The organism is Pseudomonas sp. S2_H10 (assembly GCF_054668285.1).
This window is the reverse complement of the sequence record NZ_CP162754.1, coordinates 6,690,166-6,711,606: the sequence shown is the minus strand read 5'-3', so window position 1 is coordinate 6,711,606 and position 21,441 is coordinate 6,690,166. Positions and strand designations below refer to the sequence as shown.

16 protein-coding genes and 1 pseudogene are annotated in these 21,441 nt (G+C 61.6%); 12 read left to right on the top strand and 5 right to left on the bottom strand.

The window, feature by feature from the left end; genetic code table 11:
- Nucleotides 1-50: 50 nt before the first annotated feature.
- Together AB4O16_RS30435 and AB4O16_RS30430 are read right to left on the bottom strand one after the other, a co-directional pair.
- Nucleotides 51-527, bottom strand: coding sequence for a DUF6392 family protein (locus AB4O16_RS30435; RefSeq protein ID WP_460156633.1), 477 nt, complete (start codon nt 525-527; stop codon nt 51-53).
- Nucleotides 527-3,082, bottom strand: coding sequence for an S-type pyocin domain-containing protein (locus AB4O16_RS30430; protein WP_460156632.1), 2,556 nt, complete (start codon nt 3,080-3,082; stop codon nt 527-529). Before AB4O16_RS30430 ends, AB4O16_RS30435 begins: the two co-directional genes overlap by 1 nt.
- Before the next feature lie 476 nt (nt 3,083-3,558).
- Here AB4O16_RS30430 and AB4O16_RS30425 point away from each other — a divergent pair.
- The 12 genes and pseudogenes from AB4O16_RS30425 to AB4O16_RS30370 form a co-directional block, all read left to right on the top strand.
- A pseudogene (locus AB4O16_RS30425) lies at nt 3,559-3,702 on the top strand (DUF1254 domain-containing protein); the annotation flags it as partial.
- A gap of 12 nt (nt 3,703-3,714) precedes the next feature.
- Nucleotides 3,715-4,662, top strand: coding sequence for a SphA family protein (locus AB4O16_RS30420; RefSeq protein ID WP_160386538.1), 948 nt, complete (start codon nt 3,715-3,717; stop codon nt 4,660-4,662).
- Between the two features lie 8 nt (nt 4,663-4,670).
- Nucleotides 4,671-5,651, top strand: coding sequence for an AAA family ATPase (locus AB4O16_RS30415; RefSeq protein WP_460156631.1), 981 nt, complete (start codon nt 4,671-4,673; stop codon nt 5,649-5,651).
- Nucleotides 5,651-6,589: a DUF58 domain-containing protein gene (locus AB4O16_RS30410; RefSeq protein WP_160386542.1), complete on the top strand. Its 939-nt coding sequence runs from the start codon at nt 5,651-5,653 to the stop codon at nt 6,587-6,589. Before AB4O16_RS30415 ends, AB4O16_RS30410 begins: the two co-directional genes overlap by 1 nt.
- Nucleotides 6,586-7,176 carry a DUF4381 domain-containing protein gene (locus tag AB4O16_RS30405; protein ID WP_460156630.1) on the top strand — a complete coding sequence of 197 codons (591 nt, stop codon included), beginning with the start codon at nt 6,586-6,588 and terminating at the stop codon, nt 7,174-7,176. Before AB4O16_RS30410 ends, AB4O16_RS30405 begins: the two co-directional genes overlap by 4 nt.
- On the top strand, nt 7,163-8,155 hold the full coding sequence (locus AB4O16_RS30400) for a vWA domain-containing protein (RefSeq protein ID WP_160386545.1): 993 nt from the start codon (nt 7,163-7,165) through the stop codon (nt 8,153-8,155). The genes AB4O16_RS30405 and AB4O16_RS30400 overlap by 14 nt, the downstream gene beginning before the upstream one ends.
- A gap of 1 nt (nt 8,156) precedes the next feature.
- Nucleotides 8,157-9,737 carry a VWA domain-containing protein gene (locus AB4O16_RS30395; RefSeq protein WP_460156629.1) on the top strand — a complete coding sequence of 527 codons (1,581 nt, stop codon included), beginning with the start codon at nt 8,157-8,159 and terminating at the stop codon, nt 9,735-9,737.
- On the top strand, nt 9,734-11,161 hold the full coding sequence (locus AB4O16_RS30390; protein WP_460156628.1) for a hypothetical protein: 1,428 nt from the start codon (nt 9,734-9,736) through the stop codon (nt 11,159-11,161). Before AB4O16_RS30395 ends, AB4O16_RS30390 begins: the two co-directional genes overlap by 4 nt.
- Nucleotides 11,158-12,186: an HAD family hydrolase gene (locus AB4O16_RS30385; RefSeq protein WP_460156627.1), complete on the top strand. Its 1,029-nt coding sequence runs from the start codon at nt 11,158-11,160 to the stop codon at nt 12,184-12,186. Before AB4O16_RS30390 ends, AB4O16_RS30385 begins: the two co-directional genes overlap by 4 nt.
- Before the next feature lie 72 nt (nt 12,187-12,258).
- Nucleotides 12,259-13,839: an arylsulfatase gene (locus AB4O16_RS30380; RefSeq protein WP_160386553.1), complete on the top strand. Its 1,581-nt coding sequence runs from the start codon at nt 12,259-12,261 to the stop codon at nt 13,837-13,839.
- A 206-nt stretch (nt 13,840-14,045) separates the two neighbouring features.
- Nucleotides 14,046-16,559: a spermidine synthase gene (locus tag AB4O16_RS30375; protein ID WP_460156626.1), complete on the top strand. Its 2,514-nt coding sequence runs from the start codon at nt 14,046-14,048 to the stop codon at nt 16,557-16,559.
- 225 nt (nt 16,560-16,784) lie between these two features.
- Complete coding sequence (locus tag AB4O16_RS30370; RefSeq protein WP_160386557.1) at nt 16,785-19,145, top strand: tetratricopeptide repeat protein; 2,361 nt, start codon at nt 16,785-16,787, stop codon at nt 19,143-19,145.
- A gap of 115 nt (nt 19,146-19,260) precedes the next feature.
- On the opposite strand, the gene AB4O16_RS30365 is transcribed toward AB4O16_RS30370, so the two are convergent.
- The 3 genes from AB4O16_RS30365 to AB4O16_RS30355 form a co-directional block, all read right to left on the bottom strand.
- The gene (locus AB4O16_RS30365) at nt 19,261-19,755 is read right to left on the bottom strand and encodes a hypothetical protein (protein ID WP_160386559.1); all 495 of its coding nucleotides are present in this window, start codon (nt 19,753-19,755) and stop codon (nt 19,261-19,263) included.
- Nucleotides 19,756-19,848: 93 nt separating this feature from the next.
- Nucleotides 19,849-20,361: a GNAT family N-acetyltransferase gene (locus AB4O16_RS30360; protein ID WP_460156625.1), complete on the bottom strand. Its 513-nt coding sequence runs from the start codon at nt 20,359-20,361 to the stop codon at nt 19,849-19,851.
- A gap of 90 nt (nt 20,362-20,451) precedes the next feature.
- Nucleotides 20,452-21,429, bottom strand: a complete 978-nt coding sequence (locus tag AB4O16_RS30355) for a LysR substrate-binding domain-containing protein (RefSeq protein ID WP_460156624.1) — start codon at nt 21,427-21,429, stop codon at nt 20,452-20,454.
- Nucleotides 21,430-21,441 lie beyond the last annotated feature (12 nt).

Below are 21,441 nucleotides of genomic sequence, written 5' to 3'. Positions count from 1 at the left end.
CCTTGAGAGCAGGTGCGCAGGGATCGTTCAAAACTTTCCAAAATTCACAATCAGTCGTGATCTTTGTCGATCAAAGTAAAGACCAGCGTTTTAACTTCCATTGCAGCCGTGTATTGAAATACGACCTTTTTGCCCGGATAAACAGCAGGATCCAGTGGATAGGACTCCCACCCACCTGTTTGGCCCATCGGCTGAGGCATTTTGATTGGGCCTCTTGATTCCATTGGCTCGCCAAAAAGCGCGTGGACGTCGGACTGGGTCATTACCAACTTATAAGGCTCAGGAAGTTCGCCTTCATATTTCAACGTGCCAGGTGTTGTCTTCATCAAAGTTACAAACAAACTATCCAACACTTTTGTTTCATACCAGAATGTCAACTCTATTCCATTTTCTATCTCGAGATCCGATCGGTCACAACCGGGATAAAGCTCAGCAAGAGATTGGGCGGGAATAACTCCGTTCGCCAACAATGATTCTTGAGTGTGACCAACCCCCTCTATAAGCTCCACAACCTTTGCCGCTTCCATTAATACCACCCCTGTTGTTTATGAAGAATATGCAACTGCTCGCGCCCAATCTCGATGCTGCCTTCATCCATACCCGAATCAAGCAACCCGATTTTAATCGCATCAAAATTCTGATCCACAGCTTGTTTCAGATCAGATGCATCGTGAGAGCGTTTTATTGCGGTATTACGCCCACCATAGGTTTCACTGAATTTTCTGTGCACTTCAGCGGGTATCGCTATGCTCGGGGCTCGCTGAACATAATCCCTACGTTCACGCGGTGTCATATCGGCGAAGTTTTCTAGAAGGTACTCCTCCAACGCTCTCCGCGATGGAATATGGTCAATATCCAACCCATCTCCCCTACTGCGACCACTTAGCTCGTTGTACGGCCCAACCTCCAACGGCACAACCGGCGGGCCAACGAAAACCAGTCCGGATGACGGTAAATCCATATCCCCCGGAAACCCCGGAATACTCCCACCAATCTCCCCTTCATCAACAGCCGGAAAGGTCTCGTTTTGCGGTAGGACCGGGATGGCCGGGTTGCCGGGATAAACCAAGGGATCGATTGGCGTGGTTGGCGACGTCGTCGACCCGAGGTGTTCGCTGCCCGGCGGCACCAGGGGTTTCCATGTTGCGGCCGGGGGGATCGGCCAGGGCACATCCGCAGGAACGATCCCCAGCCAGCCCTCGGCTGTGCGGGGTGCCTTGATGCTGATCTGGTCGAGATTGAAAGGATCAGACCAAAACTCCGGCCGCTCCTGATAACGCAGTTCGAACGCTCGGTTTTCACCCACCCATGTGCTTTTTGGCGCGTAGGGGGCGAAACCTTGTTCGATGCGCTTTTGGTTCACCTCATCGAAGGGCGAGACAAGTTGGTGATGCTCTCCTATCGTTCGCCACAGCGCTTCGTCGAAGGCCTCGAACGACTTGAATTCGCGCCCGCGGAACTGCTCGCCGACTTGTGTCGGGATGCCGGCACCGTTGGCCAGGCTGGCCGCGTTCCACCAGTCGACCGCCGCCGTTTGCCCTGTCCCGGTGACAACGCCCGTACCCATGGGTGGCACGCTGAAGGACAGATAAATGGGCGCCAGGCCAGGCACACAGACAATACAATCCTGAATGCGTAAATCTACACCCGCCGGAATGTCCTGGACCTGCGGCTCCGTCACTGTCAACCGAGCCGGATTGACCGTCGCTGCCTGGGGCATGGCCTCGGGCGCGAACTGCAGGTACCGGGTGGGTGATCCGGGGATTTCAGCGCTGTAGTGACCGGTAAGGGGGTCCAGCACAGCATTCAACACGGGAACCCGAGGATCTATCTCGCCCCCGGTGCCGACGACGATGACCGCGGTGCCTTCCGCTACCGGTACGGGCTTTAACCGGAACTCCGCCTCTACCGAGCCGCCCGCATCAGCCAGCGCTTGCAACTCGCGACTGTCGTGCAGATCCAGAGCCTGCGCCGGAACGGCGATGGCGTGAAACAAACGAGTCCGCTGTTCGGGGGTTAACTCCCCATTCCCTAACTCGGACGAGTAGGCCATTCCCCCGATAAATATGCCAACTTGCCCAACGGTGAGCGTCACCAGGACACCCCCCAATGCAGTTATTGACCGCGTTACCGCCAGTGCCAAGGCATCAGCCGCTCCAGCAATCCATACCCCATTGGGGTTGAACAGCACCGAAGCAGCAGCCATCGACGCCGTACCCGGCAACCGCAGGGTATTCGCCTGATTGACCCGTTCTACCCGTGCATCGGCATCAGCCTGCTGCTTGAACCGAACGCGCGCCTCACGCAGCACGGCGTACTGACGCTGACGCTCCCAGAGGGCTTCCCTCTCCCGCCAGACAATGCTCTGTTCAGCATGGTACCGGGACAGAACGCTGGACTTTTCCGAGAGCGCATTGATTTGTGCCGACAACAATCTCGCTTCGTGGGCGGCGTTGTAGGCGTTTTCCCAGATCTGATGACCACTCTCGAGCCCGTCGCCGAACTGATCCAGCCGCGCCAGGTAATCATTCGTCGAACGCGAAAGCGCATCGTGCCCATCGAAAGAATGGGCGGCCGCCTTCCTTTCAATCAGTTCTGATGTTTTGCGGGTAATCAACCCGTCTATTTCGCTTTTTTCTTTGCTGATTAAATACAGCTGCCAACGCTCGCTGCTCGAACCTCTGTCATGGTGCTGTCGAGCCGCGAGGATTTCTTGTTCGAGCGAGGGCGCCAGTTGCAGGTTTTTTGCAGAAAAGCGTTGGTCGATAGCTGCCCTGACGCTGGTGTATCGAGGTATCCAGCCTGCGAGCAATTGCTCTCGCGTTTGCACGCGAGCCTGTTCCCGAGCCCGTTCTGCCTCGGCTGCGGCCTCGGCGCGCTTGCGAGCCTCAGCGGCAAGAAACGCTTGCTTGACCCGTCTTCTGGCGTCTTTTGTACGTTGACTGACACCGCCAAAGGCCCCTGACGCGCCGACCCGGTTGCCGCCTGAACCACCACCGCCCCCGCCGCCACCGGAAGCCGGTGGCCCCGACCTGATGACCACATCCCCTGTTGATCCATCGTGCAATGTTCGCTGTGCCATACAGTCTCTCCTTGTCTGTAGGGCACAGCTTGTTTACAGGGCAGCGGTCAGGTGCGGTACATATGTATAGGATGCGACTGGCTTACGGGATCAATGAGCGATCGGATGGATTAGAACCACTCTCAACCGTGTCAGTGCTTTTAGCTTATGCTCCCAACTCACTGATCCGTATTAACTTTTTAGTACACAAAAACAACGAGAATCCGCACACAAAACGAAAGAATTAATTCATTCGACTGGCTAACCCATGTTTAGATGCTTAACTCTATCTGACGCGTCCTACGGCTCGTTCAGAAAAGGATTACGGAGTAACGGCCAAAAATAAGGTCGAGTACCCAATGAGCCACCAGGGAATCGGGGGAATCATGTCGAAGAATATTGAGATGCGCGCCTGTCTATCGGCGAATCTGCATTCGCCCGGCTTTTATGCCCGGGCACACTCCCGCAGCCCGTCCACCCTGTCGCCCGCCGCAAGGCCTTCGGCTGACTTTCAGAACAATTGTCTCTCGGCACCCAACCGTCCGTTCTACGGCGTGTTGCGCCTTTATCTGCCAAAACCGGAAGTCACCAGCGGCCAATGGAAAGTTGCGCTGCCGACACCGGTCATCTCAAAAAAATAAGTGGAGTCAGTCATGATCAGGCCTTTTGTAGTGCGCCCCCTGTTGGCGCTGTGCATGGTCAGCGGTAGCCCCTTGGTACTGGCGGTCGAGGGTGGCGTCGGCCGCCCCATCACCGGACAACAAGTGATTTCCAACGCCGGTATCGTGCCGCCGGAGCCCGGCTGGGTGATGTCCCTGACCAGCATCTGGTACGACGGCGACCTCAAGGGCAGTGCCCAGGTGCCGATCGTTGGCGCGGTGAGTAACGGGCTGGACATGAAAGTGTCCTACACCATGGCCAACTTCACCCATGTCTGGGACACCGGCAAGGGTCGCTGGAACTACGCCTCGGCCATTGGCGTTCCGGTGCAGTACACCGACATCACCGCGAGTATCACCGGCCCTCGCGGCAGAACCCTGGGCACCTCGGACAGCGGCACCCAGTTCGCCGACATGCTGGTGACACCGATTGCCGCCGGCTATCACTTCGACGAACTCAACCACATCTCGTTCTCGCTGCCGATCTACGTGCCGACCGGGGCCTATAACGACGACCGTCTGGCCAACCCCGGGCAGAACACCTACACCTTCATGCCCACCGTGGCCTTCACTCACCTGGACGGCAAGGGCGGTGAGTTCACCCTGTCCAGTGGACTTGAGTTCTACAGCGAAAACGACGCCACGGATTATCAGAACGGTGACCTGTTCACCCTCGACGCCCTTTGGACCCATGGTTTCGGCAATGGCTGGGCCGCCGGTGTGGCCGCCGGATACATCCAGCAGATCAATGATGACTCCGGGTCTGGCGCCACCAGCGGCTTCCGTGGCCGCTCCGTCGGTGCCGGCCCGGCCGTGGGCTGGACCGGCAAGTTCGCCGACGCCCAGGCCAACTTCAATTTGCGTTGGGTGCCGGAGTTCGACACCAAGAACCGCCCTGAAGGCAATGGCATCAGCGTCAACATGACCCTGGCATTTTTCTAGGAGACCGCATGAGCGCACTCAACGACCTCAACGCCCTGCAAGCCAGCATCGCCGAAGCGGTGCTCGGCCAGGACCAGGTGATCCGGCAGATGCTCGTCGGCTTGCTGGCCAACGGGCATTTGCTCCTCGAAAGCCTGCCTGGCCTGGCCAAGACGCGCACGGTCAAGTCACTGGCCAGGCACCTGGACGCAAAGATGAGTCGCATCCAGTTCACCCCGGACTTGCTGCCGTCGGACATCACCGGCGCCGAGGTGCTGCATCAGGTCGAAGGCAAGAACGAAATCCGCTTCCAGCCAGGTCCCCTGTTCGGCAACCTGATCCTGGCCGACGAGATCAACCGTGCGCCGGCCAAGGTCCAGGCGGCATTGCTGGAAGCCATGGAAGAACGCCAGATCACCGTGGCCGGCAACAGCCACGCATTGCCCGAGCTGTTCATCGTGGTCGCCACCCAGAACCCGATCGAACAGGAAGGCACCTATCCGCTGCCGGAAGCGCAGATGGACCGTTTCCTGATGAAGGTGCTGCTCGATTACCCGAGCGCGGAAAACGAAAGCCAGGTGCTGCGTCTGCTGCGTGAAGAAGAACAGGCACTCGGCGCCAGGACGGCTGCGGTGCAGGGCTTCTCTTTGTCTCAGGACGTGATCTTCGCCGCGCGCCGTGAAGTCAGCGCCGTGCACGTATCGCCGGCCATCGACCGCTACCTGATCGATCTGATCAACGCCACTCGCCACCCGGCCGACTACGACGCCGACCTCGGCCGCTGGATCAACATCGGCGCCAGCCCGCGTGGCGGCATCGGACTGGATCGCTGCGCCCGCGCCGATGCCTGGTTGCAGGGGCAGGACTTCGTGTCGCCGGACAACGTCCGCGCCGTGGTGCACCCGGTGCTGCGCCATCGCCTGCAACTGAGTTACGACGCCGTGGCCGACGGCGTCAGCGCCGACCAGGTGCTCGACCGCCTGCTCGATAAAGTGGCGGTTCCGGCCTGATGAACAGCGTCGATGGCCTGGTGTATGTCTCTCTGGCGCAATTGATGGCACTGGAGTTCAAGGCCCGCGACCTGAGTTTTCTGGCGCGTCAGCCCCAGGGCAGCATCCTGGCCGGCAACCACGCTTCGCGTTTGCGTGGCCGGGGCCTGAACTTCGATGAGCTGCGCCGCTATCAGCCGGGGGACGATTTGCGACACCTCGACTGGCGCGCCTCCCTGCGCACCGGCAAACCGGTGGTTCGAACCTTCACCGAGGAGCGCGACCGCCCGGCGCTGATCCTGGTCGACCAGCGCATGTCGATGTTCTTTGGCTCGCAACGCAGCTTCAAATCCGCCGTCGCCGCCGAGCTCGGCGCCCTGGCGGCGTGGATGGTGTTCAACGCCGGCGACCGCGTCGGCGGACTGGTGTTCAACGATCAACGCATCGACAGCATCGCCCCGCTGCGCAGTCGCAAACGCATCGAAGCACTGTGCAGCCGCATCGCCCGGCAGAACCAGGAACTGAATGCCGCCAACCCGGACGCCGAAGGCGAGGACCAGCTCGACAAGGTCCTGCAACATTGCCTGGCCGTGGCCGGTCACGATCACCTGATCTGCATCGTCAGCGACTTCGCGGGCGCCGGCGAACGCACCTTGCAACTGATGCGGCAACTGGCGGCCCATAACGATGTGATCGCCATGCAGGTCTATGACCCGCTGGCACTGAACCTGCCGAAAAACGGTCGTTTGCTGATCACCCAGGGGCAATTGCAGGTGGAGCTGGCGGTGGATCGGCAACAGGTGCACCAGCCACTCGGGGATTTTCTCAGCGGCCGGCTCAAGGACGTCGCGACATTGCTGCGCCGCAGCCAGGTGCCGTTGATGATGTTCAGCACGGCCACAGAGGCCCACGAACAACTGCGCGCCGAACTGGGCAAACTCGCCGGAGGGCGTCGATGAATCCCGACATCCCGAGCATCGACCAACTCAAGGAAATGGCCCTGCCGGCGCCGGTCAGTTACGCACCGCAAACCTGGGGTTGGTGGGCGTTGCTCGCACTGTTGATCATCACACTGGTGGTCACAGGCGCACGGCGGTACTGGCAATGGCGGCGCGATCGTTATCGGCGCGAGGCGTTACTGCGCCTGGAGGAATTGCAGCAGCGCAGCAGTGACCTGAGCGCGTTGCGCGAACTTCCGGAGCTGCTCAAACGCGTGGCCCTCTCGATGCCCTCCCGACAACACACAAACCCTGTAGGAGCTGGCTTGCCAGCGATAAGGCGCTCACATTCAACATTGATATCGGCTGGAACACCGCCATCGCTGGCAAGCCAGCTCCTACAGGGGCCTGCGGCGCTGGGGAATGAGGACTGGCAGGCGTTTTTGCAGCGGCACAGCAAACAGCCGCTGCCCGCCGACTTCAGCCAACAGTTGGCGCAGCTCGCCTATGCGCCTGACGCAACATTGCAGGCCCTGCCGAACGACCAGCGCCAGCAACTGTTCAACACCTGCAAAACCTGGGTGGAGCGTCATCATGTGGCAGCTTGATTACCCCTGGTTGCTGATCCTGTTGCCGCTGCCGTGGTTTGGCTATCGCTACCTGCCCGATTACCGTGAAGCGCGCAGCGCTGTGCGCGTACCGTTTTTCGCGGCGATGAGCCGTGCCGTCGGCCAGGCACCGAGCCAGGCCGGCACCCGCAGCAACCGCTGGCAGTTGTTCCTCAATCTGCTGGTCTGGACATTATTGCTGGTGGCGGCGAGCCGGCCGGTGTTCGTGGAAAAACCCATCGAACGCCAGCAGCCAGTGCGCGACCTGATGTTGGCCATCGACATTTCCCAGTCGATGGAAACCACCGATTTCACCGACGCCAACGGCCAGAAGATCAATCGCCTGGCCGCGGTCAAGGAAGTGGTGCACGGGTTCATCGACAAGCGCAAAGAAGATCGAATCGGTCTGATCGTGTTCGGCACCGGGGCCTATCCGCAGGCGCCGTTGACCCTCGACCACGCCAGCCTGTCACTGTTGCTGGACGACACCGGCATCGGCATGGCCGGCCCCAACACGGCCATCGGCGACGCCATCGGCCTGAGCCTGAAACTGCTGGACCAGGCCCACGAACAGGAAAAAGTGCTGATCCTGCTCACGGACGGCAACGACACCAGCAGCGCCATCACCCCGGACCACGCCGCCGCCATGGCCGCGGCCAAAGGCGTGGTGATCCACACCATCGGCATTGGCGACCCGAATGCCGAGGGCGAAGCCAAGGTCAACCTGCAAGGCTTGCAGGACATTGCCCAGGCCACGGGCGGACGCTTCTTCCGCGCCGAAGACCGCACCGCCCTGGATCAGGTCTACAGCACCCTGGACAAACTCACCCCGCATGAGGTCAAGACCCTCAGCCATCAGCCCAAACGCGATCTGTTCTGGTGGCCGCTGGGCGCCGCCATCGCCCTGCTGGCGATTTATCACCTGGGCGCCCTGCTCCTTCCGCGCCTGATGTTCGCGCGCCAACGGCAGGAGGCCTGACATGGACATCAACCTCAGCGACTTCCATTTCCTGCGCCCCCTGTGGCTGTTGCTCGCACTCCTCGGCGCCCTGCTGCCGTTGCTGTGGCGGCGCAATCAGGACCTGCAGCGGCGCTTGCGCAGCAACATCGCCGCGCACCTGCTGCCGCACCTGCTGATCACTGCGCAGGACCATCAACGCCTGCGTCCGGTGCACCTGCTCTGTGCCATGCTGGTACTGGGTTCCGTTGCGGCGGCCGGGCCGACCTGGGAACAGGATCGGCCGGACTTTCTGGAAAACCGCGCGCCGCTGATTATTGCCGTCGACCTGTCGCCCTCCATGGACGCCAGCGATGTTCCGCCCAGTCGCCTGGAAGCGGTCAAGCACAAGCTCCACGACCTGATCCAGCGCCGCGCCGGTTCGCGCAATGCCTTGATTGCCTACGCCGGCAGCGCGCACCTGGTGTTGCCCGCCACCGACGACCCGGCGTTGCTCGACACCTTCATCCAGGCCCTGAGCACCGACCTGATCAGCAAACCGGGGAAAAACGTCAGCGCGGTCATCGAACAGGCCAAGCGCCTGCTCGCCGCCGAAAAAACCCCCGGCACCCTGCTGCTGATCACCGATGGCGCCGACACCTCGGCGCTGGCGGGCCTGGACAAGCAACTGGCGGACAGCGCATTGCAGGTGCTGATATTGGCGGCTGGCAGCACCGACGGCGGGATCATCCACGATGCCGCCGGCCAGCCTCGCATCGACAGCAACGGTCGCCCGCAACTCGGCAGTTTCGACCAGGACGCCCTCAAGCAGTTGGCCTCGGCCGTCGATGCCCCGCTGGGCAGCCTGACCCTCAACGATGACGACCTGGACTGGATCGAACTGCACGCCGAGCAACACTTCCAGTCAGCCAGTGACGAGCAGCGCGAACTGCACTGGAAAGACGCCGGTTACTGGCTGTGCTGGCCGCTGTTGCTGATCGCCTTCTTCAGCGTCCGCAGGGGCTGGAGCGTGAACTGGATGGCTGGCTTGCTGCTGGCGGTGGGCCTGGGTCTGCAACCGGCGCCGGCACAGGCCAATGCGCTGACCGATGCCTTTTTTACCCGTGACCAGCAAGGTCGCTGGGCCTTTGAACATCAGCACTACCCTCAGGCGGCGGCGCTGTTTGTCGATCCGTACTGGAAAGGCGTTGCCGCCTACAACGCGGCGGATTTCGACCTGGCCCTGGCCAGCTTCGCGCGCCTCGACACGCCGCAGGCGTATTTCTACCTGGGCAACATCTACGTGCGCCGATTCAAGTTCGATCAGGCCATCGCGGCCTATCAGCAGGCGCTGAAGTTGCAACCACAGTTCCCCGAAGCCACGGCCAACCTGGCCTTGGCTATCGCCTTGGAGAAAGACACCGAAAGCGCCGAGAAAAACGCGCCGGAGGTCAAGCCCGACGACATCAAGATGGACAAGGCCCCGGGCAAAGGCCAAAGCAAAAAGGTCGAGACCCAGCAAGCGGCATCGGATGAGCAGTGGTTGCAGAACCTCACCACATCGCCGGCGAAATTTCTCAAGCAGAAATTCAGCCTGCAGGATCAGGCGGGGGCCAAGCCATGAGCTGTCTTCGAGACCGAGTCGCGGCCATCGCCGGCAAGCCAGCTCCTACAGGGGATCTGTGGCTCACACAAAGCCAGTGTGGGAGCGGGCTTGCCCGCGATGGCGTCAGATCAACCACCGCAGCAATTGGCACCTTGCTTCTATGCCTGATCAGCCTCGCAGCCTGGGGTAATGAACCTCAACTGAAAGTCCAGGCCACCCTGCAACCCGCCGACCCCGTCATGGTCGGCAGCCTGGTCGAGTTGCAACTCGATGTCTTCACCGACACCTGGTTCACCAGCGCCCCCGACCTGCCCGACCTGAAACTGCCCGGCGCATTGGTGATGCCGCCGGACGGCCATGCCGAGCACATCAACCAGACCTTCGACGGCCAATCCTTCAGCGGCATGCGCTACAGCTACCTGATCACCCCGAACCTGGCCCAGGGCTTCGACATTCCGGCGCTGACGGTACAAGCCACACCGGGGCAGGCCAGTCAGGCACTCAGCGCCCAGAGCCAGCCCTTGCATTTCAACGCCGCGCAACCACCGGGGTTCCAGCCCGGTGAGGCGGTACTGGTGGCTCAAGGACTGCGGTTTACCCAGAAGACCATCCATTCGGCCACGCCGCTGAAGGTCGGCGACAGCATCACCCGGGAACTGACCTTGCAGGCCGACGGTGCCCTGGCCATGGCACTGCCGACACCGACGCTGGACGCCATCAAGGGCCTGAGCCGCTACCCGAAAGCGCCGCAGATCCGCAATCTGGATGACGGTCGCGGCAACTTCAATGGTGGCCAGCGCATCGACAGCGTGACCTACCGCATCGACCAGCAAGGCCACTACAGCCTGCCAGCCGTCGAACTGAAATGGTGGGACGCCGGCAGCCAGAAAACCCGCACGGCCACAGTGCCTGCCGTGACCTTCGACGCGGCGGCCAACAGCGCCTACAAGCCGGTTTTTTCCATCACCGAAGACCTGAAAAAACTCGGCCAACAGAATCGCCTGCACCTTTCCGGGCACTGGTTCGGACTATTGGCACTGGTGTTGGCGGTGGTGGCACTGGGTTGGTTCAGCCGTCCGCCCGTGCATCGCATCTACCTCAACTGGCAGGTTCGACGCCGCGCCCGACACGCCGCCTGGCTCGATTCCGCCGACTACGCGTGGCGGCAAATCCCGGCGCAGATCGAGGGCAAACCGACGCAACTCAGCGCCTTGTACCTGTGGACCCGGCGCAGCCGCAAGGGCCTCAAACTGACGAACCTCGGCCCACGCCTGCAAACGTTCCTGCGCGCTTGCTACGGCCGTGAGCCCACCAAAGATCAGGCGCTGCGCCAAATCAAGGAATCCTTGTCTACGCTGCATAGTCAGGCCGGGCGCAACAGCGAGTGCGTCTCTTCTGCACTTCATCCGCTCAACCCCGTTCACGAGAAGGATTTCCCATGACAAATTCGATATCGCTGCGCCATCACCGCGCATTCAGTTTCCTGCTGACGCTGGCGCTCAGCCTGCCGTTGCTGGTGCAGGCCGCCGAGCCACTGCCCTCGTGGAACGATGGCCCGTCGAAAAAGCAGATCATCGAATTCGTCCAGGCTGTCACCGACCAGAACAGCAAGGACTTCGTCAAACCCGAGGACCGCATTGCCGTTTTCGATAACGATGGCACCTTGTGGAGCGAGCAGCCGATGTACTTCGAGCTGCTGTTCGCCCTCGAGGAAGTCAAGCGCACTGCGCCGCAGCACCCTGAATGGAAAACCACCCAACCGTTCCAAGCAGTGCTGGAAAACGATCACAAGGCCCTGGCCGCCACCGGCATGGAAGGCCTGCTGAAAATCGTCGCTGCGACCCACTCCGGCATGACCACCGAAGCCTTCGACGACTACGCCAAGACCTGGTTGACCCAGGCCCGCCATCCGAAAACCGGCAAGCCCTACACCGAGATGATCTTCCAGCCGATGCTGGAGATGCTCGACTACCTGCGCGGCCAGGACTTCAAGACCTACATCGTTTCCGGCGGCGACACCGGGTTCATGCGCGCCTTCGCCGAGAAGGTCTACGGCGTTCCACCCGAGCAGGTCATCGGCACCACATTCGTCACAACGTTTGACTACAAGGATGGCAAGGCGTCGATCCTGCGCACGCCAAAACTGGCACACAACGACGATGGCCCGGGCAAACCGGTGAGCATCGACGCGGTGATCGGGCGTCGGCCCATCCTCGCCTTCGGCAACTCCGACGGCGACCTGCAAATGCTGCAGTGGACCGCCGCCGGTCCCGGCAAACGCTTCATGGGCCTGGTGCATCACACCGACGCCAAACGCGAATGGGCCTACGACCGGGAGTCGCAGATCGGCCGCCTGGACAAAGCCCTGGACGAAGCGAACAAACGTGGCTGGACGGTCGTCGACATGGCGTCCGAATGGCGTCGGATCTACCCGTTCGATGCCGCCACAACCGAGCAAGTGCAATAAAAGACGTAATGCAGGACCGCAATAAACGTTTGTCGCAGTACGCGACGCAAGTGAGCATAAGGAGCCAGTCAGATGACTCGCATACGTAAGTGGATACCGAAACTCGCCCTGGTGGCGACTACGGTCATGGCGTTTTCGGCAACCGCCGGGGCCGCTGAAAAGCCCAACATTCTCGTGATCTTCGGCGACGATATCGGCCAGACCAACATCAGCGCCTATTCCATGGGCGTGGTCGGGTACAAGACTCCGAACATCGACCGCATCGCCAAAGAAGGCATGATGTTCACCGACTATTACGCGGAGAACAGCTGCACCGCCGGGCGATCGACATTCATCACCGGACAGTCGGCGCTGCGTACCGGGCTGTCGAAAGTCGGGATGCCGGGTGCACCGGTCGGCCTGCAAAAACGCGACATCACCATCGCCCAGGCACTCAAGTCCCAGGGCTACGCCACCGGTCAGTTCGGTAAGAACCACTTGGGCGACAAGGATGAATACCTGCCGACCAACCATGGTTTCGACGAATTCTTCGGCAACCTGTATCACCTCAACGCCGAAGAAGAACCCGAGCGTCCGTACTGGCCCAAGGACGACCCTGCGTTCGTCAAGGCCTACTCCCCGCGTGGCGTGATCCACAGCTTCGCCGATGGCAAGATCGAAGACACCGGCCCGCTGAACACCAAGCGCATGGAAACCATCGACGACGAAACCACCGCCGCCGCACAAGCGTTCATCGAGAAGCAGGCCAAGGCGGACAAGCCGTTTTTCGTCTGGATGAACACCACCCGCATGCACTTGTTCACCCACGTGCGTGAATCGATGAAGGGCCAGAGCGGCATGCCCGGCAACGATTACGCCGATGGCATGATCGAGCACGACGGCGACGTCGGCAAACTGCTGAAAACCCTCGATGACCTGAAAATCACCGACAACACCATCGTCGTCTACACCACCGACAACGGCCCGAACCAGTTCTCCTGGCCGGACGCGGCAACCACGCCGTTCCGTAACGAGAAAAACTCCAACTGGGAAGGCGCGTACCGCGTTCCGGCGATGGTCCGCTGGCCAGGCAAGATCAAGCCGGGTGAAGTGTCCAACGAGATGTTCTCGGGCATGGACTGGTTCCCGACCTTGCTGGCTGCCGCTGGCGATGCCGACGTGAAAAACAAGCTGCTCAAGGGTTGGGCTCCGACTTCCGGCGGCAACAACTTCAAGGTGCATCTGGACGGTTACAACCAACTGCCCTACCTGACCGGCCAGGCGCCCAAGGGTGAGCGCAAGGAGTTCTACTACTTCAACGATGACGGCGTGCTGGTGTCGATGCGTTTCGACAACTGGAAAGCCGTGTTCTGCGAACAGCGTGCACCGGGCGGCTTCAAGGTCTGGAGCGAACCCTTCGTATGCTTGCGCGTACCGAAGATCTTCAACCTGCGCATGGACCCGTACGAACGTGCCGACGTGGTGTCCGATCAGTATTACGATTGGCAAACCAAGAACGTCTACCTGGCGGCTGTAGCCGTCGAAAAATCGGCGACGTTCCTGCAGACCTTCATCGAATATCCACCTAGCCAGAGACCGGCCAGCTTCAGCATCGACCAGATCCGTGCTGCGGTAGACGCCAAAATCGCTGAAAAAATGAAAGCTGCACAGTAAGACCGCTGGACCGCCGCTCGCCTTCACCGGCGAGCGGTACTGTTTTCGACTTGTGACTGTATTGGCCCCAATCGCGGGCAAGTCGGATCGCCGCACCGCCGCTCCCACAGGGATTTTGTCGTACCGAAGATCCAGTGTGGGAGCGGGCTTGCCCGCGATGAGGCCCGCACAGTCGCAGTTTTCTTGAATTGCAAAGGCAATCCGCAATGACCTCACGTGTCGCCAGCAAGTCGTCGGCCATACCTGCCCCTCAAGTCGCCTCCCCTGCGTTGTTGATCCCCGCCCTGTTGCTGTTCGTCTCCGGCGCCGCGGCGCTGGTGTATCAGGTGCTGTGGATCAAGCAGCTGTCGCTGGTGGTGGGCGTCGAGGTCTATGCCATCACCACCGGGATCAGCGCGTTTTTTGCCGGGCTGGCCCTGGGTGGCTTGCTGTTCGGCCGCTGGGCGGACCGGATGCAGCAACCGTTCCTGCTCTACGCCGGCCTGGAAGTGCTGGTGGCCGTGCTCGGTGTCGGCGCGACCTTCGCCATGAGCCTGGCGGCGAGCCCGTTCGCCTGGCTGGAAGAACACGTCGGGTTGCTGGCCTGGGTACTGCCGTTCGCGCTGGTGGGCATTCCCGCGCTGTTGATGGGCGGCACCCTGCCGGTGCTGGTGCGCTCCCTGGCCTCTGACCCGCAACATCTGGGCAAGGCCGGCGGGCAGCTTTATGCGGCGAATACCGCCGGGGCCATCGCGGGCACCCTGCTCGCCGCGTTCGTTCTGATTGCCACCCTCGGTGTTCGCGGCAGCGCGCTGGCCGCCGCCATGCTCAACCTGCTGGCGGCCGCAGGGGCCTTGTGGTTCCAGCGCCAGCGCGGGGCAGCCGTCGATGCGCCGGTGCAACATCACAGTGAAAAAGCCCCGGATCGCCTGGCCCTGTGGCTGTATTCGATCGCCGGCGGCGTGGCACTGGGCTACGAAGTGGTCTGGTCGCAATCGATCGTGCAATTCATGAGTACCCGCACCTACGCGTTCGCCGTGGTGCTGGCGACCTACCTCACGGGATTGTTTCTGGGCAGCATGTTGCTGGCCCGTCGGATCGATCGCCTGCGTGATCCCCGGGGCGTGTTCGGCCTGTTGATCGCCGGCGCCGGCCTGATCGCCCTGCTGGAAATCGCCGTGCTTGGACGCTGGCTGGTGCTGGGCCAGAGCCTGGCGGAAAGCTGGGTCTTGGCGCTGGGTGCCAATGAGCTCACCGGCATGAGCGCGCGTTTTGCGGTCGCCGCCCTGTGCATCGTGTTTGTGCCGACCCTGCTGCTGGGCGCGGCCTTCCCTCTGGCCTTGCGCTTGAGTGTCGGTCGCGAACACGTGGGCCGGCATGTCGGCGAAGTCGTCGCGTTCAACACCCTGGGCGGGATTGTCGGTGTGATGCTCTGCGGCTTTGTCCTGATCCCGCTGCTCGGGCTGGTGCGCACGTTGGGTTTGCTGGCCGTGATCGCTGCCGCCATCGCCTACGTTGCCGTTCGCAAGGGTCACGGCGTCAAGAAAGGCCGGCGCCAGGCGGTGGTCGCCATAGGCCTGCTGTCGGTGGCCTTCGCTGTGTTCACCCCGGTCGACAAACTTGCCAGCCTGCTGCCCGGTGCACGCAACGGTACGTTGACGTTCTATGAGGAAGGACGCGGCGGCACGGTCGCCGTGGTCAGCCAGGGCAAGGGCCGCAACACCTTCCAGCGCTTGTATATCCAGGGTGTGTCCAACACCGGCGATGCCATGCCGTCGCTGCGCTACATGCGTATCCAGGCCCTGTTGCCGCTGTTGATCCACAACGGTGAACCGCGTTCGGCGCTGGTGATCGGCTTCGGTACCGGCATCACCGCTGGCGCCCTGACCCGCTACCCCGGCCTGGAACAGCGGGTGGTCGCCGAACTGCTGCCTTCGGTGGTCAAGGCGGCACCTTTGTTCAAGGGCAACTTCAATGCCGGCTCCGACCCGGGTGTCGACGTGCGCTTGCGTGACGGTCGCCAGGAACTGCTGCGCAATCCGCAACGCTACGACCTGATCACCCTCGAACCGCCACCGCCCTCCGCTGCCGGCGTGGTCAACCTGTATTCCCGGGACTTCTACCAACTGGCCGCCAGCCGTTTGCACAAACAGGGCCTGGTCGCCCAATGGTTGCCGCTGCCGACGCAGAACATCGACGATTCGCGCTCACTGGTGCAAAGCTTCCTTGATGTGTTCCCTTACGCGACCCTGTGGACCAGCGAATTCCACGAGATGCTGCTGGTGGGGTCGATGGAGCCGATTGAACTGGATGTGGCGAAGATCAACGCACGCTTCCAGCAGGACAGCGTGCGCAGCACCTTGCAGGATGTCGGCATCGGGTCGGCCGCATCATTGCTGGCGACCTGGGTGACCGACCGGGCGGGGCTGGAACGCTTCGCCGGCGACGCGCAAGCGGTGACGGACGATCAGCCGAAGATCGAATACGCGCCGTGGGTGCGGGCCAAGGAAATTACCCGAGTGCTGCCCGCCCTGCTCGACCTGCATCAGCCGCCCACGGTGTTGAACGCCGACGCCGGGTTCATCGAGCGCATGAATACCCAGCAGCAACGCCTGATGCAGTTCTACCGCGCCAGCCTGCATGCCTACGACGGTGACCGTGATGCCTGGGCCAGGGACATGCGCGAAGTGATGCGCGGGGATGCGGGGAATCCGTATTACCGCTGGTTTGGCGGGGAGTGATGCAGCGCCTGACAGATCGCCATCGCGGGCAAGCCCGCTCCCACAGGGTTTATGTCGTGTCCAAATGTAGTGATCGACACCGAAACCTGTGGGAGCGAGCTTGCTCGCGATGGGGCCATCCGCTTCACAGCATCCGTCATTTGACACACGCCGGCCATCCGGCAAAGCTGCACCAAGCTTCAACGCGCGCCGCACGGCAATCGCACCTGGACCATGGAAGTCGTAATGCCGAACCAAAAAAATAAAGCTGCAACCCCAAACCCTGATTCGCCACCGAACCTGATCAACCGTTATCTGTTCCCTGTCACCATCGGCATCTTGTTGCTGGCGGTGGCGGGCATCGGCTGGTTTTTGCTCAGCAGTACGCCCACGCCACTCAAGCCTGTCCCTGTCAGCGCGCCTGTGGCCGAACCGGCCAAACCGCAGCCGGTCGCTGTCGCACCGGCGAAAATGGTCGATGAGCAGCAATGCCAGGGTTGCCACGGCGAGCAGGTCAAGGACTGGCAAGGCTCCCATCACCAGTTGGCGATGCAGCAAGCCAGCGCCGACACCCTGCTCGGCGACTTCAACAACGTCACCTTCAAGGCCGAAAAAGAGACCACGGTGTTCTCGCGCAAGGGCGACGAATTCTGGGTCAACACGCCGGGTATCGATGGCAAGAATGCCGATTTCAAGGTCGCCTACACCTTTGGCATCGCACCGCTGCAGCAATATCTGATCGAGGTCGGCGAAGGCCGGTTGCAGGCCCTCGGCGTGGCCTGGGATACCGAGAAGCACCGCTGGTTTCATCTCTATCCGGGCCAGGGTGTGAACTTCAAGAACCCGCTGCACTGGAGCAAGCCGAGCCAGAACGCCAACTTCATGTGCGTCGAGTGCCACACCACCGGTTTCAAGCGCAATTTCGATGCGGCGAAAAACACTTTCGACAGTCAATGGAACAGCCTGGGTGTCGGCTGTCAGGCCTGTCACGGCCCGGCGTCCAGTCACCTGGAATGGACGGCGAAGAAAACCGACCTGATCCATGCCGGTTTCGCCGTCGACCTCAAGGACAAGAACGCCACCACCGAAATCGAAACCTGCGCCCGCTGCCACTCGCGCCGCGCGCCACTGGACGACGGTTACACGGTCGGCAAGCGCCTGATGGACGACTACCTGCCGAGTGTCCTGACCCGTGAGCTGTATGCGCTGGACGGCAAGATCAAGGACGAAGTGTTCGAACACGGCTCCTTCGCCCAGAGCAAAATGTTCGACAAGGGTGTGCGTTGCAGCAATTGCCACAACCCGCACAGCACGCAGTTGAAGGCGCCAGGCAACGGCGTCTGCCTGCAATGCCATAACACTGCCGGCAAAACCACCGTGGAAGGCGTCGACGGCAAGGGCCTGCAAGCGAAAAACTACGATTCCATCGAACACACTCGCCACACCATGGGCCAACCGGGGTCGCAGTGCGTGGATTGCCATATGCCCGGCAAGTTCTACATGGGCAACGACTTCCGGCATGACCACAGCTTCAGCATTCCCAACCCGGAGCGAGCAAAAAAACTCGGTACGCCCGACGCCTGCCTGACCTGTCACCAGGGCAAGGCCGGCGACAAGGTCACCGAGCAGTTCAAGCTGTGGAACAGCGCCAACGCCAGTGCACTGCAAGCGCCCCGCTACGATGAAAGCCTGTGGCTGATTCGCAACGGTCAGGCCGGTGCTGCCGAGGCCTTGTTCGAGCAACTGCAACGCAGCAATCTGCCGGCCATCCAACGGGCGACGCTGCTCGCCGAGCTGCCGGCGTACCCGAGCGAACAGGCGTTGAAACTGGCCACCAAGGACCTCGGCAATCCGGCACCGCAAGTGCGTGAGAGCGCCATTCGCGCGATCAGCGCCTTCCTGCCGCCGCCGGAACGCGCCCCCCTGCTGACGCCCCTGTTGAACGACCCTGTGAGGGCCGTGCGCATCGCCGCCGCAAGGGATTTGCTCAGCGTCGCGCGCAACGGCCTGGGCACGGCTCAGGACAGCTGGAATGCAGCCATCGCCGAGTACGAGGCCGTACAGAAAAACCTGCTCGAGCGCGCCGAAGCGAACCTCAACCTGGCGATGCTGTATCAGGCCAGCGGTCGCAATGCCGAAGTCGAAGGTTTCCTGCGCGCAGCCCTGCAACGCGACCCGGATTTCTTCCCGGCGCTGGTGACGCTGGTGCAGTGGCTGGAGGCCAACGGCCGCAGTCAGGAAGGCCATGCCCTGCTGGCGCAAAGCCTCAAGGACCACCCCGACTCAGGCCTGCTGCAACACACCCAGGGCCTCGCGCTGATTCGTGCGGGCCAGGCGGCTCAAGCCATGCCGTACCTGCGCCAGGCCGCGAAACTGGAACCACAGAGCGGGCAGTTCGGCTACGTGCTGGCGGTGGCCCTGCATGACAGCGGTAAAATTGATGAAGCGTGCGAGGAGCTGGAGCGGCTGTTGAAGGTGCAACCGGCCAACCGCAATGCCCGCTTGTCGTTGATCCAGTACTACCTGGACAACGGCCGGGAGCCCAAGGCGCAAGTGCTGTTGCAGGGCTGGAAGAAAATGAACATGGGGGATCCGGCGTTGAAATGATGCCGCGCTCAAAGCGACTACCTGTAGGAGCGGGCTTGCCTGCGAAGGGTCGGTACAGTCAACATCGATGTCGCCTGACAGTCCGCCATCGCGGGCAAGCCCGCTCCTACAGTGGTCAGGCACGATCCCGGGGAATCAGGACCTGCAGCTGCTGCGCGAGAAAGTTCGCCTCGAACGGGAACACATCCGGGTCCTTCAACCCATTGGTCTTGCGCCATTGCCAACTGGTGGACGGTGGCTGGCAAACCAGCGAGACACTGCCGAAACGCGCCGCGGTCAAGCCCATCACCGCCAATGAAATCTGGCCACCCGCGCCCATCACTTCCGGGACAAACTCCACCGGTTTGCCGGCAATCACAATGGACAGTTTCTCGGTCTTGAATGGCGATGTCTCGACGGGAATGCTCGGACCCGAGGCGACATACGCTTCGCGTCTCACTTCCAGCAGGTCGGGCGCCTGCACCGGCTCCAGCCATTGCCCGATCTGATCGAACAGCTCACCGATACGCGCTGCCCACTCGGCCGACCGGGACTCAAACAGTTGCTTCTTGTGCGCTTCGCTTTCTGCGTAGTGGCGAAGCATTTCGCCCAGTTGCTGTACGTCGTCCATTGCGGTGTTCCTTTGGTTGAAGCAGTACTGCGGACTTTCAGAATGGCAGATACGCGTTGCCAGCGTGCGATTAAAAGCGCGAGGCCCAGGCGATCATCCTGGGCGACGCAGGCGCGCCATGCTCAAGGTGTCCACCAGCACGCCGTCGCGCACGGCGTAATCACGCAACAGGCCCTCGGTTTCGAAGCCGAACTTGCGATACAGGGAAATGGCCGCTTCGTTGTCGGCAAACACCGAAAGCTCGACGCGCTGCAGGTTCATCCAGTTGTCGGCGATATCCAGTGCCGTCGCCAGCAGCTTCGAGCCTACGCCCTTGCCCTGCCACGCCACCGCAACGCCCATGCCGAAACTGCCGGCATGGCTGCGACGAATGCGTGTGAATTGCTCCAGGCCAATGTTGCCGATCACCGCGCCTTGATGCAGGGCCACCACTTTCACCAGACGCTCGTTATCCGGCGCCAGGCGACTGCGCCAGAGCTCGCTGGACTGAAACGGCATTTGCAGGGTTTGCCGGGCGACTGCCGGATCGTTGTACAGCGCCGTGATGCCTTCGATGTGGGATTCGTTGAAGCGTTCGAGGGTGATAACGGGTTCGGAGGCGGTCATGGGTGAATCATCCTTGAAGCAGACATGGCCACTTACTCTATCCCGAACGAACCCCCCTCACCACAGGGATTGCAGCTTGCCGACACATCTTCATTCGAACCATTCGCGACGCTCGGCGAAGGTGTTTTCGATCAACTCGACGATCATCTTTACCTGCGCTTCACCCTGTGACTCGGCGTTCACCGCCATCCACACCTGACGCCGCATCGGCTGGCCAAACAGGCCCGGCAAGGCAATCAGCCCGCGGTCGAAGTGGCTCATGTAGTGCGGCAGCAGGCCGATGCAGGCGCTGCAGCGGATCATCTCCAGCATCAGCTCCCAGGATTGCAGCTGCACTGACCCGGCCAGGCGCTGTTCCACCTGGGCATTCCATGGCCGGAAGCTTTCAACCTGGCTGTCCTGCTGCCATTGCACCAGCAGAAAGTCGGCCAGGTCATCCAGGCATTCCGGCCTGGAAGCCACCCGCGAGTAGCGCTTGGCAATGTGCGGCAAGTACTCGAGCTGCGCCAGAAGCCGAGGTTCGGTCGTGGCAAAGCTCGGCCCCGGCAACGGCGTTCCGGTCTCGCCCAGCCACACCACCACGTCGGCGCTGACCGCCTGCAAGGCCAATTCGCTGTCGAGCGTGATGATGTCCAGGCGCACGCTGGCGTTGCGCCGCAGCAGTGCCACCAGGTCACGCCCGAGTATGTCGTGCAGGATCGAGTCGGCCACGGCCAGACGAATCAACGGCTGCTCGATCACCGGCAAATCGCGTTCATGGGCCAGGGCGATCAATTGTGCGTGCAAGCGCAAGCCATCGCGGCTGAGGCTGAATCCATTGTCCGAATGATTGAACAGCGAACACTTGAGCTGCGCCTCCAACAGCACCAGTTGCCTGCGCAGGCGGGTGGCCTTGATGTTGAGACTGCGGGCGGCCTGCATGAAACAACCGCAACGGGCGCTGACGGTGAAACACAGCGCCAGTTCGGGTTCGATACCCGCTGCCAATTGGCGCCAGGAGGTGTTTTTATCGTCGGCTGCACGATACTCGGTACGCCCTTGGTGGGCGCTGGTTTCCATGAATGACATCGAGGACTCCCT

Coding starts and splice junctions, on each gene's coding strand:
- AB4O16_RS30415 (WP_460156631.1), top strand. CDS start 4,671: ATGAGCGCACTCAACGACCTCAACGCCCTGCAAGCCAGCATCGCCGAA.
- AB4O16_RS30375 (WP_460156626.1), top strand. CDS start 14,046: ATGACCTCACGTGTCGCCAGCAAGTCGTCGGCCATACCTGCCCCTCAA.
- AB4O16_RS30355 (WP_460156624.1), bottom strand. CDS start 21,429: ATGTCATTCATGGAAACCAGCGCCCACCAAGGGCGTACCGAGTATCGT.
- AB4O16_RS30365 (WP_160386559.1), bottom strand. CDS start 19,755: ATGGACGACGTACAGCAACTGGGCGAAATGCTTCGCCACTACGCAGAA.
- AB4O16_RS30385 (WP_460156627.1), top strand. CDS start 11,158: ATGACAAATTCGATATCGCTGCGCCATCACCGCGCATTCAGTTTCCTG.
- AB4O16_RS30405 (WP_460156630.1), top strand. CDS start 6,586: ATGAATCCCGACATCCCGAGCATCGACCAACTCAAGGAAATGGCCCTG.
- AB4O16_RS30410 (WP_160386542.1), top strand. CDS start 5,651: ATGAACAGCGTCGATGGCCTGGTGTATGTCTCTCTGGCGCAATTGATG.
- AB4O16_RS30380 (WP_160386553.1), top strand. CDS start 12,259: ATGACTCGCATACGTAAGTGGATACCGAAACTCGCCCTGGTGGCGACT.
- AB4O16_RS30430 (WP_460156632.1), bottom strand. CDS start 3,082: ATGGCACAGCGAACATTGCACGATGGATCAACAGGGGATGTGGTCATC.
- AB4O16_RS30420 (WP_160386538.1), top strand. CDS start 3,715: ATGATCAGGCCTTTTGTAGTGCGCCCCCTGTTGGCGCTGTGCATGGTC.
- AB4O16_RS30435 (WP_460156633.1), bottom strand. CDS start 527: ATGGAAGCGGCAAAGGTTGTGGAGCTTATAGAGGGGGTTGGTCACACT.
- AB4O16_RS30395 (WP_460156629.1), top strand. CDS start 8,157: ATGGACATCAACCTCAGCGACTTCCATTTCCTGCGCCCCCTGTGGCTG.
- AB4O16_RS30390 (WP_460156628.1), top strand. CDS start 9,734: ATGAGCTGTCTTCGAGACCGAGTCGCGGCCATCGCCGGCAAGCCAGCT.
- AB4O16_RS30360 (WP_460156625.1), bottom strand. CDS start 20,361: ATGACCGCCTCCGAACCCGTTATCACCCTCGAACGCTTCAACGAATCC.
- AB4O16_RS30370 (WP_160386557.1), top strand. CDS start 16,785: ATGCCGAACCAAAAAAATAAAGCTGCAACCCCAAACCCTGATTCGCCA.
- AB4O16_RS30400 (WP_160386545.1), top strand. CDS start 7,163: ATGTGGCAGCTTGATTACCCCTGGTTGCTGATCCTGTTGCCGCTGCCG.